The organism is Myroides guanonis, assembly GCF_900114085.1.
In the GTDB taxonomy this organism is placed as follows: Bacteria; Bacteroidota; Bacteroidia; order Flavobacteriales; family Flavobacteriaceae; genus Flavobacterium; species Flavobacterium guanonis.
Window position 1 is genome coordinate 155,755 of the sequence record NZ_FORU01000005.1, and the last position, 17,654, is coordinate 173,408.

Here is a 17,654-nt window from a genome sequence, read left to right on the forward strand (position 1 = left end):
ACAAGAAATGACAACTTTATTAATATTAGCTATTGTAATATTGTTAGGAATTGCTGTTTGGCAACTAACTAAGATATTCGATTTAACACAGATTGGGTCTGCATCAGATGATGCAGCTTCCCAAATCGCAAATAATAAGGATAATAAAATCAACGGTTACTTAGCTTTTGGATTTTTAGGATTTATCTATGTTTTTACAATTTTTTGTTTGTATGAATATGGTAGTTTTCCTTTAATGGATATGGCTGCTGCTGAACATGGTAAAGACGTTGATAACTTGATGTGGATTTCAATGATTTTGATTTTCATTGTTCAAACTCTTACTCAAGCTTTATTGCATTATTTCGCTTTTAAATATCACGGTAAAGAAGGTCAGAAAGCACTTTTCTTTTCTGATAATGATAAATTAGAGGCTCTTTGGACTATTATTCCTGTGATTGTTTTATCTGCATTAATTCTTTATGGAATGTATGCATGGAATAACATCATGTTCGTTAACGATGAGGAAGAGGTAATCTATGTAGAGGTTTATGCTAAGCAATTTGGTTGGGATATCCGTTACTCTGGACAAGATAATACACTAGGTAAAGCAAACGTTCGTTTTATTGAAGGTATTAACGTTGTTGGAGTTGATATGGCTGATCCAAATGCACAAGACGATATCATGGCTAAAGAATTGCTTTTGCCAAAAGGAAAGAAAGTAGTGTTGAAAATGCGTTCACAAGATGTTCTACACTCTGCTTATATGCCACACTTCCGTGCACAGATGAACTGTGTTCCTGGTATGATCACACAATTTGCATTTACTCCTTCTATTACTACGGCTGAATTTAGACAAGATGAAGCTACTATTAAGAAGGTAAACAATATTAATAAATTGCGTATGGAAAGAAGCCAAGCTTTAATCGCTAAGGGTGAAGAAGCTTTAGATCCATATGAATTTGATTATTTACTATTGTGTAATAAGATTTGTGGTGCTTCTCACTATAACATGCAAGCTAAGATTGTTGTTGTAGAAGAGGCTGAATTTAACCAATGGTTAAAAGATCAAACAACATTAGGACAGCAAATTGCTGCTGAGAAAGCTGCTAATGCTCCTAAGGTTGAAGAGGTAGTTGAGCCAGTATTAGAAGAAGCTGAGAACACTGTTGATGCAGAAGCTATAGCTCAAGTAGTAAAAAAATAATTCATATATTTTAAAAATTATACTATGTCAGCAATAGGACACGAAATAGTTAATGGTCATGATGAACATGATCATCATGAAAAAGGGAATTTCCTTACTAAATATGTCTTCAGTTTAGACCATAAGATGATTGCTAAACAATACTTGATTACAGGTATTATTATGGGAATTATCGGAGGTGCAATGTCGATATTTTTTAGAATGCAAATTGCTTGGCCTGAGGAATCATTTGAAGTTTTTAAATGGTTTTTAGGTGAAAGAATGGCTCCAGGTGGAGTTATGAAAAATGATGCCTATTTGGCTTTGGTTACGATGCATGGTACCATTATGGTATTCTTCGTTTTAACTGCGGGATTAAGTGGTACGTTTAGTAACTTATTAATTCCATTGCAGATTGGAGCACGTGATATGGCTTCTGGTTTCTTGAACATGTTGTCTTACTGGATGTTCTTTATTTCTGCTGTATTGATGGTAAGTTCTTTATTTGTTGAATCTGGTCCTGCGTCTTCTGGTTGGACTATTTATCCTCCATTGAGTGCTTTGCCTCAAGCTATTCCTGGTTCTGGAACTGGTATGACGCTTTGGTTGATTTCTATGGCTGTGTTTATAGTGTCTTCTACTATGGGGTCTTTAAACTATGTTGCTACGGTTATTAACTTGAGAACAAAAGGAATGTCTATGACAAGAATGCCTTTAACTGTTTGGGCTTTATTCGTTACTGCTATTATCGGTATCGTTTCTTTCCCAGTTTTGTTATCTGCTGCTTTGTTGTTGATTTTTGATAGAAGTTTTGGTACTTCATTCTTCTTATCTGATATTTATTTAGCAGGTGAGGTTTTACATTATCAAGGTGGATCTCCAGTATTGTTTGAACACTTGTTCTGGTTCTTAGGTCACCCTGAGGTTTATATCGTTATTTTACCTGCAATGGGTATCACTTCTGAGGTTATTGCTACAAATGCTCGTAAGCCTATTTTTGGTTACCGTGCAATGATTGCTTCTATCTTAGCTATTGCTTTCTTATCTACTATTGTTTGGGGACACCATATGTTCGTTTCGGGGATGAATCCATTCCTTGGTTCTGTGTTTACCTTTACTACTTTGTTGATTGCAATTCCATCTGCAGTTAAAGCTTTTAACTATATTACTACTATTTGGAGAGGTAATCTTCAAATGAACCCTGCGATGTTGTTTTGTATTGGTTTCGTTTCTACTTTTATTACTGGTGGTTTAACTGGTATTATTCTTGGAGATAGTACTTTAGATATTAACGTTCATGATACTTATTTCGTTATTGCTCACTTCCACTTAGTAATGGGTATTTCTGCTCTTTATGGAATGTTTGCTGGGGTTTACCATTGGTTCCCTAAAATGTTCGGAAGAATGATGAATAAGAATCTTGGATATATCCACTTCTGGGTAACTGCTGTTTGTGCTTACGGAGTTTTCTTCCCAATGCACTTTATTGGTATGGCTGGTCTTCCACGTCGTTACTATTCAAATACTGCTTTCCCATTATTTGATGAATTCGTTGAAGTGAACGTATTGATTACTGTATTCGCTATTATTGGTGGATTGGTTCAGTTTGTTTTCTTATGGAACTTCTTCTCTAGTATTTTCTTTGGTAAGAAAGCTCCTCAAAACCCATGGAAATCTAACTCATTAGAGTGGACTACTCCAGTTGAACATATTCATGGAAACTGGCCTGGTGAATTACCTGTAGTTTACAGATGGCCTTATGATTATTCTAAACCTGGTTTTGAAGAGGATTATGCTCCGCAAAATATGCCAATGAGAGAAGGTGAAGAAGAGTTACAGCATTAAGATTTTATAAATATTTATTATATAAAGAAGTCGTTTTGAGAAATCAAGACGACTTTTTTTTTGTGTTTGCTTTTCTTATTGGTGATAGTCTTGTCTTTCTTCTTTGCTATTTCAATTTCTATTATATTTGCATTATGAATGAGAATTTAAACCCTACAAATGAGCATTTCTCATCCGAGGAATTGGATGTGGAAAAAAAACTACGTCCGCTTTCTTTTGATGATTTTGCTGGTCAAGATAAAGTGTTAGAAAATTTAAAAGTATTTGTTCAAGCAGCAAATATGCGAGGTGAAGCTTTGGATCATACTTTGTTTCATGGTCCTCCTGGTCTAGGGAAGACTACTCTTGCTAATATTCTTGCAAATGAATTAAATGTAGGTATTAAAATTACATCAGGTCCTGTTTTGGATAAACCTGGTGATTTGGCTGGGTTATTGACGAATCTCGAGGAAAGAGATGTACTTTTTATAGATGAGATTCATCGTTTGAGTCCTATTGTTGAAGAGTATCTTTATTCAGCTATGGAGGACTTTAAAATCGATATTATGATAGAGTCTGGTCCTAATGCTAGGACTGTGCAGATTCACCTAAATCCATTTACATTAGTTGGTGCTACAACTCGTTCTGGTTTATTAACATCACCTATGAGGGCCCGTTTTGGTATCCAGAGTAGACTTCAATATTATAACACGGAATTACTAGCGACTATTGTTGAACGTAGTGCTTCTATTCTTCAAGTTCCTATTTCTTTGAACGCTGCTATTGAAATTGCTGGTCGTAGTCGTGGTACACCTCGTATTGCGAATGCATTGTTGAGAAGAGTTCGAGATTTCGCTCAGATTAAAGGTAATGGTTCCATTGATATGGAGATTGCTAAATTTGGTTTAAATGCTTTGAATGTTGATGCACATGGTTTAGATGAAATGGATAATAAAATCCTTTCTGTAATAATCGAAAAGTTTAAAGGTGGACCAGTTGGTTTATCTACTTTGGCTACTGCTGTTTCTGAAAATTCTGAAACTATAGAGGAGGTTTACGAACCGTTTTTAATTCAAGAAGGATTTATTATGCGTACTCCGAGAGGTCGTGAGGCTACAGATAAAGCATATAAACATTTGGGGGTTACTAAAATTCCTAAACAAGGTAATTTGTTTTAAGTTTTGATTTTAGGTGCGAAAGTGCTGCATTTATAGAAATTAGAGAAGAAACTTTAAGATTTGAATTTACATATTAAAGCCATTTTACAATTTTGTGAAATGGCTTTTTTTATAGTTTTTCTCTATCACTTTTTTGAGAATTGATATTAAAATATTTGATTCTCAAAAGAAAAATAGGAGTCATTGTTTTTTCTTTCTATACGACATAAAATGCCTGTCTCTTCGATTTTTAAAAGTAAATAAGTGTTTGGTTTTATGAGGTGTTCTTCGTCAAGATTTGTATTCGTAGAGTCGCTTTTTTAGTTCGCATTATAAATTTGTTTTTAAAGTTAAAGGTGGTTTTTGGATTTTGAAAAATGAGTTTAAATGAAGTTAACTATAGAGACTTTTAGTAAAATATTTGAATAGTTATCAGTAAAAGTGACAATGGTCAGCGGACTTATAAGAAGTATTAAATTTATAGATAGAGACGACTAGTTCTTTCTAGGAATTTTAAAAATGCTATCTTTGTTAGTTACTTATAAAATTCAAATATATATGAAGAAAGATAGTAATAAGCGCAGAGAAGCTTTGCTTTATCATGCGAAACCAACACCTGGAAAAATTCAGGTAGTACCTACTAAGAGTTATTCTTCCCAAAGAGACTTGTCATTGGCTTATTCGCCAGGGGTTGCTGAACCGTGTTTGGAGATTGCTAAAGATGTTAATAATGTATATAAGTATACAGCAAAAGGTAATCTAGTTGCTGTAATTTCCAATGGAACTGCGGTTTTAGGACTTGGTGATATTGGACCAGAGGCTTCGAAGCCAGTAATGGAAGGTAAGGGACTTTTGTTTAAAATCTTTGCTGATATTGATGTCTTTGATATCGAAGTTGATGCAACGGATATTGATAAATTTGTTGAAACGGTTAAAAATATATCGCCAACTTTTGGTGGTATTAATCTAGAAGACATTAAAGCTCCTGAATCTTTTGAAATAGAACGCAGACTAAAAGAGGAGTTGAATATTCCTGTGATGCATGATGACCAACATGGTACTGCTATTATTTCTGCCGCGGCTTTAATAAATGCCGCTGAGTTGGCTGGTAAACCAATGTCTGAATTGAAGATGGTGGTTTCAGGTGCTGGTTCTGCTGCTATTGCTTGTGCTAAGCTTTATGTTGCGTTTGGTGTTAAGGTTGAAAACATCTTAATGTTCAATAGTAAAGGTGTTTTAAAACATAGTGATGACCGCATATCTGAGATGCAACGTATGTTTGCTACGGATAATGATATTTCTTTAGCTGATGCAATGAAAGGGTGTGATGTGTTTATTGGTTTGTCAACTGCTGATATATTAACTCCGGAGATGTTGTTGTCAATGGCTGATAATCCTATCGTTTTCGCTATGGCAAATCCTAATCCGGAAATCGAATATGATTTAGCAATGAGTACTCGTAAGGATGTTATAATGGCTACTGGCCGTTCTGACCATCCTAACCAAGTGAATAATGTTTTAGGTTTTCCATATATTTTTAGAGGTGCTTTAGATGTTAGAGCTACTAAGATTAATGAGGAAATGAAAATGGCTGCTGTAATTGCATTGGCGGAATTAGCTAAGGAATCTGTTCCTGAGCAAGTGAATATCGCTTACGGTGAGACAAAGCTTATTTTTGGTAGAGAATATATTATTCCTAAACCATTTGATCCACGTTTAATTTCAGTTGTTCCTCCTGCTGTTGCTAAAGCAGCTATGGAAAGTGGTGTTGCTATTGGAGCAATTACGGACTGGGATAAGTATAAGGATGAGCTAGAAGAGCGAATGGGGTCTGATAATAAAATGGTTCGTTTGCTTATTAATCGTGCTAAAACTAATCCGAAAAGAGTTGTTTTTGCAGAGGCTGATCAATTAGATGTTTTAAAAGCTGCCCAAATTGTTTATGAAGAGGGTATTGCAATTCCGATTTTACTTGGTAGAAGGGAAGTGATTTTAGAGCTTAAAAATGAAATTGGTTTTGATGCGGATCTAGAGATTAGAGACCCTAAACTTGAAGAGGAGAAAGAACGCAGAACTAAATTTGCTAATTCTTATTGGCAAGCAAAACAAAGAAAAGGGTTAACCCTTTATGATGCTGAGAAATGGATGCGTGAGCGTAATTATTTTGCTGCTATGATGGTTAATGAAGGTGAGGCTGATGCTCTAGTTACTGGATATTCTAGAAGTTATCCTTCGACTATTAAACCTATCTTGGAATTGATTCCTCGTGCTGCTGGTGTTAGTAAAGTGGCAACAACAAACTTAATGTTGACGAAAAGAGGACCTATGTTCTTAGCGGATACTGCTATTAACCCTAATCCTTCAGCTGAGGAGTTAGCGAAAATAGCTCTTATGACTGAGAAAACGGTTCGTATGTTTGGTATGGATCCTGTTATTGCAATGTTGTCTTATTCAAATTTTGGTTCGGCTTCGAAAGAGTCTCCAATGAAGATGAGGGAGGCGGTTAAAATATTGCACGAGAATTACCCTGAAATGATTGTAGATGGTGAAATTCAAATGGATTTTGCTTTAAATGCTGATATGTTAAAGGATAGGTTCCCTTTTTCAAGATTGGCAAATAAAAAGGTTAATACGTTAATTTTTCCTAATCTTGATTCTTCTAACTTGACTTATAAAATGTTGAAAGAGTTGAATAAGGCTACTTCAATTGGACCTATTATTTTAGGTTTGGACAAGCCTGTTCACGTGTTTCAATTGGGCGCAAGTGTTGATGAAATGGTGAATATGACAGCGGTTGCTGTTGTGGATGCTCAAGTGAGAGAAAAAAGAAAAAAATAGTTACAAGTTATAATGCGCTAAACTCTATCTACTTGTTATGAAATAGTTAATATTATTTCCTATTTTTGACTAAAATTTCGATAAGATGATAGCGCATATACAAGGAAGATTAGTAGAGAAATCTCCAACAGAGGTAGTAATAGATTGCGGGGGAGTGGGTTATTTAGTAAACATTTCCCTGCATACTTACTCTCAGCTTCCTGATTCAGAAAATGTTAAACTTTATACTTTTCTTCAAATAAAAGAGGATGCTCATACCCTCTTTGGATTTTCTGAAAAAATAGAAAGAGAACTTTTTAAATTGTTGATTTCCGTGTCTGGAATAGGTGGGAATACAGCGAGAAATATGTTATCTTCACTCAATCCTCGAGATTTACTTCAAGCTATTGGTGCTGGAGATGTTAAGACGATTCAATCTGTTAAAGGGATTGGTGCAAAAACTTCACAAAGAGTTATTCTTGATTTACAAGAAAAAGTACTTAAATTATATAATATTGATGAAGTTTCTATTGTTCTTAGCAATACAAATGCCGATGAAGCGTTATCTGCTTTAGAGGTGTTAGGTTTTGTTCGCAAAAGTGCTGAAAAAGTTGTTGAACGAATTACCAAACAGAATCCAAATGCAACAGTCGAAGAAATAATCAAATTAGCATTAAAAAATCTATAGAGTTTGAAATCGCAACTTCTAAATGAAAAACTTGTTTTCTGGACGTTAACATTTTTGTTTTTTTGTTTTACTGCAATAGCTCAAGAGCCTGTTCAGTCAAATGATACTATTCAAAAAAAGTATAACAAAGAGACATTAAAGTTACCGGATCCACAGAGCATTATTGCTGCATATACATACGATCCTGTTACGGATCGATATATATATACAAAGTCTGTTGATGGTTTTAATATTAATTTCCCGGTTATTTTAACTAGAAAAGAATATGAGGACTTGGTGATGCGAGAGCAGATGAAAAAGTATTTTAAACAGAAGTTTGATGCTGTTGATGGTCGCTTAGAAGATGAAGAGGTGCAACGTGATATGTTACCAAGGTATTATGTGAATTCTGGACTTTTTGAAGGGATATTCGGATCTAATACTATTGATATTAAACCTCAGGGATCTGTAGAGGTTGATTTAGGCGGACGCTTTACTAAACAAGATAATCCTGTTCTATCACCTAGAAATAGATCCATGTTTACATTTGATTTTGATCAGAGAATCAGCATGGGACTGCAGGGGACAGTGGGTACTAGAATGGGAGTGAATTTCAATTATGATACACAGTCTACTTTTGACTTTCAAAACTTGATAAAGCTTGATTACGTTCCTGATGAAGATGCTATTCTGAAGAAAATTGAGATTGGAAATGTTAGTATGCCTATTAGTAGTTCTTTGATAAGAGGAGCCCAAAGTCTTTTTGGTGTTAAAACAGAATTGCAATTTGGTAGAACCACAATTACTGGGATTTTTTCGGAGCAAAAGTCTCAAACTAGAGCTGTTACTGCTGAAGGGGGAGGTACTTTAGAAGATTTTGAACTTTTTGCTTTAGATTACGATGCCGATCGTCACTTTTTCTTATCTCAATATTTTAGAAGTAAATACGATGATGCATTAAAAAACTATCCATATGTAAATAGCCGAGTTCGTATTACTCGTGTGGATGTGTGGATTACGAATCGACAAAACAGAATTGTTGCTAATAATAATAATTTGCGTAATGTTATTGCGATCCAAGATTTGGGAGAGGGACGTTTGATGGGTTTAAGTGATGATCAAATTGTTAGTGTTAATACTCAGACATACCCTGATTTTTTTACCAATCCACAACCTAATGTTCCTTCTGACAATAAGAATAATAAATATGACCCTGGGAAAATAGGGTCTAACTTCTTGAACAGTTCTATTAGAACGATCAGTGCTGGTAGTGCTGGATTTAATATTCCAGTAACAGAGGGTAGGGATTATGCAAAGCTTGAAAGTGCTCGTAAGTTATCACCAAGTGAATTTACTTTTCATCCTCAATTGGGTTATATTTCTTTGCAACAGAGACTTTCAAATGATGAAGTACTTGCTGTTTCTTATCAATATACTATCGGGAATGAGGTTTATCAAGTAGGGGAGTTTGGAAGTGATGGTGGAGATACGACTTCTATGTTGCCCAATCAAGATCCTAATCAGGAAGAAATTCCTATTTCACAAAGTCTTGTGCTGAAAATGCTAAAGAGTAATTTAACTTCAATTCATCAACCTGTGTGGAATTTGATGATGAAGAATATTTATCAAATTCCGGGTGCTATGGAATTATCTCAGGAGAGTTTTAGATTTAATATTCTTTATACGGATCCTTCTCCTTTGAATTATATTTCCGGTACTGGTGGACTTCCTTTGCCAGAAGATGTAGAGCGTACGGCATTATTGAAGGTTTTTCATTTAGATCGTTTAAATTATACTAATGACCCACAGGAAGGTGGAGATGGTTTCTTTGATTTTATCGGAAATGCTGTTGGACAAGATCCGCTCGATCCGCTCGGATTAGGAAATAATTCGGGGAATACTTCTGGTGGACAAGGTGGTGGCTACGGTGGTGGTTATGGGAATCAAAATAACGGACAAAACAGTTTTAATAAATTTGAGGGTATTACTGTAGACGCTAGAAATGGCCGTATAATTTTCACAACAGTGGAGCCTTTTGGTTCACATTTGTTTAAAAAGTTAAGTACTGGTTCTAATACCGAGGATTATAATTTTCCAGCTTCTTATAATGCAAATCAGAAAAAATATGTCTTTGAAAGGATGTATAGAAATACTCAGGCTAATGCATTACAAGAAAGCGGTAAGAATAAATTTCAATTAAAGGGTAGGTATAGTAGTTCTATGGGGGATGGAATTCCTATTGGAGCTTACAACGTGCCTCAAGGTTCTGTTGTTGTTAATGCAGGAGGTAGGCTTTTGGTTGAGGGTATCGATTATACTGTTGATTATGCTCGAGGAAGGGTTAAGATTTTAGATCCAGGCTTGGCTGCTTCTAATACTCCTATTGATATTTCAGTTGAAAATAATGCGGTTTTTGGACAACAAACGAAACGTTTTTTCGGTGTAAATGTGGATCATAAGTTTAGTGATAAATTTATGTTAGGTGCTACTTATTTGAGGATGTCTGAAAAACCTATGACCCAAAAGTCAAGTTATGGTGAAGAGTCAGTAAACAATACCATTATGGGATTGAATGCTAATTTTTCAACTGAGGTTCCGTTTTTTACTCGAATGGTTAATAAGCTTCCTAATATTGATACAGATGCAGAATCATCCATTTCATTTAGAGGAGAGTTCGCTTATCTGAAACCTGGGGCTTCTAAGGCAGATCAATTTAATGGTGAAGCGACATCTTATATAGATGATTTTGAAGGGACGCAATCTAATATTGATATACGCTCTCCACAATCGTGGTATTTGGCAAGTACTCCTGTTGGTTTTGGAGACGAAGCAAATGATTTGTCTTATGGATATAAAAGGGCAAAAATGTCTTGGTATACCATTGATCCAGTTTTCTTCGCTAGTACAAGACGACCTGGTGGAATTTCGGAGCAAGACTTATCGTCTAATAGAACTAGAAGGATTTTTAGTGAAGAGCTATTTCCGTCTAAAGACATCGCTTATGGAGAAAGTAGGGTTATTAATACTTTGGATTTGACTTTTTATCCAACTGAACGCGGTCCTTATAACTATAATCCTGAATTAGCTGCAGTGCCGAAATCTAAAGCACCCGAGCAGAATTGGGGTGGTGTGATGAGAGCTTTGAATGCAACTAATTTTGAGCAATCCAATGTCGAGTTTATTGAGTTTTGGGTAATGGATCCTTATACAGGAAATTCTGGTGATGCTATTGCTGAGGGGAATACTGGACAGTTAAAGTTTAATCTTGGATTTATTTCAGAGGATATTTTAAAAGATGGACAAAAGCAATATGAGAATGGATTGCCTAATGCTGGAAGTAATCAACCTACAATAAAAACAATTTGGGGTCGTACGCCAGCAGCTCCTTCTCTAATTTATGCATTTGACACTAATGAAGGGAATAGAAAAGTTCAGGATGTTGGATTGGATGGTATTAGTGACGATGAAGAGGCTCAGATGTTTCCTGCATTTGCTAATTTAAGTGACCCTGCAGGTGATAATTATGAGTATTTTTTAAGTGCTGAAGGAAATATTATTGATAGATATAGAAATTATAATAATTCTGATGGAAACTCTCCTGTTGATATGTCTGGTAATAATAGAGGGTCCGACAATAGACCTGATACGGAAGATATTGATGGTGATAATACAATGAATACTATCAATGCATATTACGAGTTTACTGTTAATGTTAAACCAGATGTGAAAATTGGAGATAATTATGTTTCTGATATTAGAACGAGTTCTGCTCAATTAGCGGATGGGTCTACAACTCCTGTTAGGTGGATTCAATATAAGATTCCTATTGATGCGGAAGAGGGGAATGCTGTTGGGGCAATTTCAGATTTGAGATCTGTTAGATTCATGAGAATGTTCATGACTGGATTTAAGGAGGAATTGACTTTGCGTTTCGGAACTTTAGATTTGGTTAGAAGTGAATGGAGACGATTTGATTCTACTCTAGTTGAAGATTTGAATTCGACCATTAAAGGTACTAATGTTGGATTTGATGTTACTTCTGTAAATATTCAAGAAAATTTTGAACGTAATCCTATTCCTTATACTTCGCCTCCTGGAGTGGTTAGGGAACAGGTTTATAACAATAATACTTTGATTAATGAAAATGAACAGTCCTTGTCATTGAGGGTTTATCAGAAAGATACATCTATTATGACACCTAGTGGTTTGGAACCAGGTGATTCAAAGGCTGTTTTTAAGAATGTGAATATTGATATGCGTCAGTTTAGAAAACTTAGAATGTTTTTACATGCTGAGGCTGCTGAACCAAGAGGGTATTCGGATAGGATGAGTGATGATGATATGGTTGCTTTTATCCGTTTTGGTAATGATTTTACAGATAACTTTTATCAAGTAGAATTACCATTGAAGGTGACTGAGTTTGGAGAAACTTCTGCTGATCGAATCTGGCCAGAGGAAAACGAATTGATGTTGAAATTAGAACTCCTTACCAAGTTGAAGGTGATGAAAATGAATGATGCATCTATTGATCCTAATTATATTTATTATAAGGAAGAGGATGAAATTGATGGTACGGCTTCTGGCAAGGTTAATAAGTTGCGTTTAGGTATAAAAGGTAATCCTAATTTCGGACAGGTTCGTACTATTATGTTGGGGGTTAAAAATCGCACGAATGAAACTGCTCGCCCAAAGGATTTAAGGGGAGAGGTGTGGTTTAATGAATTGCGTATGTCTGATATGGAGAATAAAGGTGGTTGGGCAGCTGTTGCAAATGTTGATGCTCAATTTGCGGATTTTGCTAATCTTTCTGCAACAGGGAGTAGATCTACTATTGGTTTTGGAGGTTTGGAACAAGGCCCTAATGAACGTAGTCGTGAGGATTATATGCAATATAATATTGTTACGAATTTAAATTTAGGTCAGTTATTACCTAAGAACTGGAGAATAAATCTGCCTTTTAATTATGCTGTTGGTGAAGAGATAATTACTCCGGAATACGATCCTTTTAATCCTGATATTAAGTTGAAAACGATGAAGGACGGAGCTAAAAGTGATTCGGAGCGTGATGTAATTCAAAGTAGAGCTGAAGATTATACTAGGAGGAAAAGTATAAACTTTATTGGGGTTAATAAGCAAAAGAATCCTGAGGGTAAGAAGCATTTTTATGATGTTGAAAACTTAACCTTATCGCACTCATACAACGAGGTTATGAGACATGATTTTGAAATTGAATCTATGATTGATCAGCAAACGAGATCGTCGGTTGATTATTCTTATGCCTTCACACCTAAGCCTATAGAGCCATTTAAGGCTAGTAAGTTTATGAAGAAAAGTAGTTATTGGAAGATTTTAAGTGATTTTAATTTTAATTACTTGCCTTCAAATATCACTTTTAATACAAATGTTTTACGACAATATAACAAACAGCAATTTAGATTGGTAGATGTAGAGGGTATCGGTTTGGATCCTTTGTATAGAAGAAATTATTTTTTCAATTATAACTACGGATTTAATTTCGATGTTACGAAGTCTTTGAGGCTTACTTATACAGCTGGAAGTAGCAATATCGTTAAGAACTATTTAGATGAGAATAAAAGGATAATGAATGACAATTCTATCTGGGATGGTTATTTCGATGTTGGAGAACCAAATCAAAGAATGCAACAGTTGTCGTTGAATTATGAGCTTCCTTTGAATAAGATTCCGTTTTTATCTTTTATTCGTTCTACGTATTCTTATACTGGAGATTATACATGGCAACGTTCTTCAGAAGCTTTTCAGAATATTGAGCAGGATGGTGTTTTTTACCAACTTGGAAATACAATTCAGAATGCAAGCACGCATAGGCTTAATACAACTTTAGCTATGGATCGTTTGTATAGATATGTTGGTTTGGTGAAGAGTTCTCAACGACCAAAGAAAAAAACTGATGCGAAAAAGGCAACTTTAGTCCCAGGACAGAAAGTTGTTAGGAATCAAGTTGCCAATAAGGAGGATGAAGAGAAGGAGAAGAGTCAAGTAGTTACAGATCTTCTTATTGGTTTGGCAACGAGTATTCGAAATGTTCAAGTTAACTATTCTGAGAACAGTGGTACTGTTTTACCTGGATTCATGCCTGGATTGGGCTTTTTTGGGTCTTCTAAGCCGACTTTGGGATTTGTTTTTGGTAGTCAGTCTGATGTGCGTTACGAGGCTGCTAGGAGTGGATGGTTGACTGATTATCCCGATTTTAATCAACCTTATACTCAGGTTTCTAATAAAACGTTGAATATTTCTGCTCAAGTTGAACCTCTTCCAGATTTAACGATTGATATTATTGCTGATAGAACTATCTCTGAGAATTTTTCAGAGCAGTTCGATGTTACCAATGGAATGTATAATAGTTTGGCGCCAAATACATATGGAAATTTTACTATTTCCACTGTGATGATTGGTACTGCATTTGGAACAAGTGATTTGAATGGTTCTGCTGCATTTGATAAGTTTAAGGAGAATAGAATTGTTATTGCTAATCGCTTGGCTATGGATAGAGGTATTGATTTATCTAATCCTGCTAATATAGGTGCTGATGGATTTCCAGTTGGTTATGGTAAAAATAGTCAAGCAGTTTTATTGCCAGCTTTTATTTCTGCTTATACGAATGAGAACCCTTCAAAGTCTTCTACAGGGATTTTTAGGAATATTCCATTGCCTAACTGGAATTTGAAATATACAGGATTGATGAAATTGGGATGGTTTAAAGATAATTTTAGACGATTCTCATTGCAACATGGTTATCGAGCTGGATATACTCTAGGATCTTATAGTACCAATTTTGAGTATGTGTCAAATCCAAATGAGTTGAATCAGTTTGGAAATTATCCTGTTGAGAATGTTGTTAATAATGCTGTTTTAGTAGAGCAATTCAATCCATTAATTAGAATTGATTTTGAAACGAAGTCAGCATTTAAGATTTTAGCTGAAATGAGAAAGGATAGAACCTTGGCTTTAAACTTTGATAATAATTTATTGACGGAGGTTCGTGGAAATGAATATATCATTGGTTTTGGATATCGCATTAAAGACGTGTCCTTTAATTCTGATTTGGCTGGTAATGGTCAAGGTGGAAGGATTACTAGTGATATAAATATTAAAACTGATTTTACTTGGCGCAAGAACGAGACCTTTGTAAGGTATCTGGACTATGATAATAATCAATTAGGGGCGGGCCAGGATACTTGGTCTGTTAGGTTGACGGCTGATTACGCTATGAGTCAGAACTTAACTGCTATTTTCTTCTACGATCATACTTTTTCAAAAGCTGTGATTTCGACAATGTATCCTATGACTAATATTCGTTCAGGCTTTACTTTGCGCTATAATTTTGGAAATTAAGGAATATGCTTTTCAAATATTGAATATTATCATACATTTGCTAAAAAATAATTATAATGAATATACCAGCTAATTTAAAGTACACAAAGGATCATGAATGGATAGCTATCGATGGAGATATTGCTACTATTGGAATTACAGATTTCGCTCAGAAAGAATTGGGAGATATCGTATATGTTGAAGTTGAAACATTGGATCAAACTTTGGATAAAGACGAAGTTTTTGGTACTGTTGAAGCAGTGAAAACTGTTTCTGATTTGTTTTTACCTCTTACTGGGGAGATTATAGAATTCAATGAGGAATTGGAAACTGAACCAGAATTGGTGAATAGCGATGCTTATGGAAAAGGTTGGATGGTGAAATTGAAAATTTCTGATGTTTCAGAGATTGATACTTTATTGTCTGATGAGCAATATAAAGAATTAATTGGAGCGTAATACTTTATTTTGGTTAGCTGTTTTTTGGAGTTTGTTTGTAGGGATTGTATGTCTGATAGATGGTTCTGCTATTCCCAAAACACCAATGTTTGTTATACCTAATAAAGATAAAATTGCTCATTTTGTGTTTTATTTCGTTTTTTCATGTCTTTGGTTTTTTTATTTGATAAAGCTAAATGATGGAAAGGGTAGAATTAAAAAAGCGCTGATTGTTTTTATGACTGCTTGTTTTATGGGTGGTCTGGTTGAAATTTTGCAATTTCTACTAACGGTTTCGCGTAGTGCAGAATGGACTGATGTAATAGCTAATTGCTCTGGAAGTTTAATTGGTTTGTTACTGTGTTTGTTGATTACACAAATTAAAAAATAATGAAAGCCCCTTTTTGGGGCTTTTTTATTTTAAATTAGTGTTTACGTTATAATTTGTGATTTGCTTTTTTCTTATTAATTTGATAAAACTTTTTAAATGAAAGACTTGAGGGGATATTTAGATTCTACTTTTTTAAAAACTGTATCTGATTTTGATGGAGATGAAACTGCTTGTAAACTACTTGTTGGTGAAGTGGTAAGGGAAGCTGTATTTGAGCGCTTTAAATTGGTAATGATTAGACCTGAGTTTATTTCTTTTGCAAGGGGAATTATTGATAAAGTAAAGTCTAATGTTTTAGTTGGTACTGTAATTGATTTTCCATTAGGAAGTGGAGGATTGGAGTTGAAGTTGAAGGAAGCAAGTAATGCAATTGATAATGGTGTTGATGAGCTTGATTTTGTTGTTGATTACAATGCGTTTAAAGTAGGAGAGATAGCAAAGGTTAGAAAGGAAATTGAAGTTTGTACTTTGTTTGCGCTTAGTAAAGGTAAAGTTGTTAAGTGGATTATAGAGGTTGCTGCTCTTACTGATAAGGAAATAATTCAGTTGACAACTCTTGTTAAGAAAGTGGTGTTGTCTACGTGTGAGGAACGAGATTATCAGAAGGTTTTTGTGAAGTCGTCCACAGGGTATTTTAAAACAGAAAATGGAAAGGGAAATGGTGCTACTATTCATAGTTTGGTGTTGATGCTTGAGAATTCTGGTCCATTGCCTGTTAAAGCTTCAGGAGGTATAAGAACTAGAGAAGTTGCCTTGTCGATGCTTCGATTGGGTATTAAGCGTATCGGAACTTCTTCTGCAAAGGTTATAGTTACTGGAGAAGGTGATGAAGTTGTAGATTACTAAAATACTGAGCTAAAGATTAACACTTAGAGGTTGTCTTTTGTGAGGAAATATTAAAATTTGCAGTATATTTGCAGACCATCAAAATAAAGAAAGTAACTTTGGAATTATCTTCTAATCAAAGCCCTTCATTTTTTAAGGAGTTCAAGGAAATTACTAAAGCTAGATTAGCTATTAGTGTCGTTTTTTCTACAATTGCAGGTTATTTAATCGCAGTTCCTGATTTCAGTGAAATTCAATATATGACGCTGGTTTTATTATCAGTGGGAGGATATTGTATGGTCGGCGCTTCTAATGTCTTTAATCAAATTATTGAGAGGGATTTGGATGCCAAAATGGATCGTACCAAGAATAGACCTATTGCTTCTGGACGTGTTAAACCTAATTCTGCCCTTATCTTAGCATGTGTTTTAACTATACTAGGTATAGTAATACTATATATAGTGAATCCTAAGACAGCAATGTTTGGTGCGATTTCTATCTTTTTATATACAAGTGTATATACTCCTTTAAAAACCATTACACCATTATCTGTTTTTGTGGGGGCTTTCCCAGGAGCGATTCCATTCATGTTGGGATGGGTTGCCGCAACAAATCATTTTGGTATTGAAGCAGGAACTTTGTTCATGATTCAGTTTTTTTGGCAATTCCCTCATTTTTGGGCTATTGGATGGTTCTTGTATGAGGATTATAAGAAAGGTGGTTTCTTTATGTTACCTACGGGTAAGCGTGATTCAAAGACTTCTATTCAGATAATATTATATACTGTTTGGTTGATTATTGTTTCTGTTTTTCCTGCCACAGGTTTAACGGGTAGGTTGTATTTGACACCTGTTTCAGCGATATTGGTGTTTATAGCTGGGTTGTGGATGTTGTATGCAGGAATTCAGTTGTATAGAACAAGAACTGATAAGGCAGCAAAATCTTTGATGTTAGTGAGTGTTACTTACATTTCACTAATTCAAATAATATACGTATTAGATAAAGTATTGAGATAAAT

The 17,654-nt window shown here is 34.9% G+C and carries 10 protein-coding genes; all 10 read left to right on the forward strand.

The window, feature by feature from the left end:
* The first annotated feature begins 7 nt into the window (after positions 1-7).
* Positions 8-1,186: a cytochrome c oxidase subunit II gene (locus BM024_RS06355; protein WP_090678624.1), complete on the forward strand. Its 1,179-nt coding sequence runs from the start codon at positions 8-10 to the stop codon at positions 1,184-1,186.
* A gap of 24 nt (positions 1,187-1,210) precedes the next feature.
* The gene (locus tag BM024_RS06360; RefSeq protein ID WP_090678625.1) at positions 1,211-3,010 is read left to right on the forward strand and encodes a cytochrome c oxidase subunit I; all 1,800 of its coding nucleotides are present in this window, start codon (positions 1,211-1,213) and stop codon (positions 3,008-3,010) included.
* A gap of 134 nt (positions 3,011-3,144) precedes the next feature.
* Positions 3,145-4,167 carry a Holliday junction branch migration DNA helicase RuvB gene (ruvB, locus tag BM024_RS06365; protein WP_090678626.1) on the forward strand — a complete coding sequence of 341 codons (1,023 nt, stop codon included), beginning with the start codon at positions 3,145-3,147 and terminating at the stop codon, positions 4,165-4,167.
* Between the two features lie 537 nt (positions 4,168-4,704).
* Positions 4,705-6,984, forward strand: coding sequence for an NADP-dependent malic enzyme (locus tag BM024_RS06370; RefSeq protein ID WP_090678627.1), 2,280 nt, complete (start codon positions 4,705-4,707; stop codon positions 6,982-6,984).
* Between the two features lie 85 nt (positions 6,985-7,069).
* Positions 7,070-7,651: a Holliday junction branch migration protein RuvA gene (gene ruvA / locus BM024_RS06375; RefSeq protein WP_090678628.1), complete on the forward strand. Its 582-nt coding sequence runs from the start codon at positions 7,070-7,072 to the stop codon at positions 7,649-7,651.
* Between the two features lie 3 nt (positions 7,652-7,654).
* Positions 7,655-15,004 (forward strand): T9SS outer membrane translocon Sov/SprA, encoded by a 7,350-nt coding sequence (gene sov, locus BM024_RS06380; protein ID WP_090678629.1) that lies wholly within the window; start codon positions 7,655-7,657, stop codon positions 15,002-15,004.
* Between the two features lie 56 nt (positions 15,005-15,060).
* Positions 15,061-15,441, forward strand: coding sequence for a glycine cleavage system protein GcvH (gcvH, locus tag BM024_RS06385; protein WP_090678630.1), 381 nt, complete (start codon positions 15,061-15,063; stop codon positions 15,439-15,441).
* Positions 15,431-15,811, forward strand: a complete 381-nt coding sequence (locus BM024_RS06390; RefSeq protein ID WP_090678631.1) for a VanZ family protein — start codon at positions 15,431-15,433, stop codon at positions 15,809-15,811. The genes gcvH and BM024_RS06390 overlap by 11 nt, the downstream gene beginning before the upstream one ends.
* 96 nt (positions 15,812-15,907) lie before the next feature.
* Positions 15,908-16,657, forward strand: a complete 750-nt coding sequence (deoC, locus tag BM024_RS06395; RefSeq protein ID WP_090678632.1) for a deoxyribose-phosphate aldolase — start codon at positions 15,908-15,910, stop codon at positions 16,655-16,657.
* A 77-nt stretch (positions 16,658-16,734) separates the two neighbouring features.
* Positions 16,735-17,652 carry a heme o synthase gene (gene cyoE, locus BM024_RS06400; protein WP_394333270.1) on the forward strand — a complete coding sequence of 306 codons (918 nt, stop codon included), beginning with the start codon at positions 16,735-16,737 and terminating at the stop codon, positions 17,650-17,652.
* Positions 17,653-17,654: the final 2 nt, after the last annotated feature.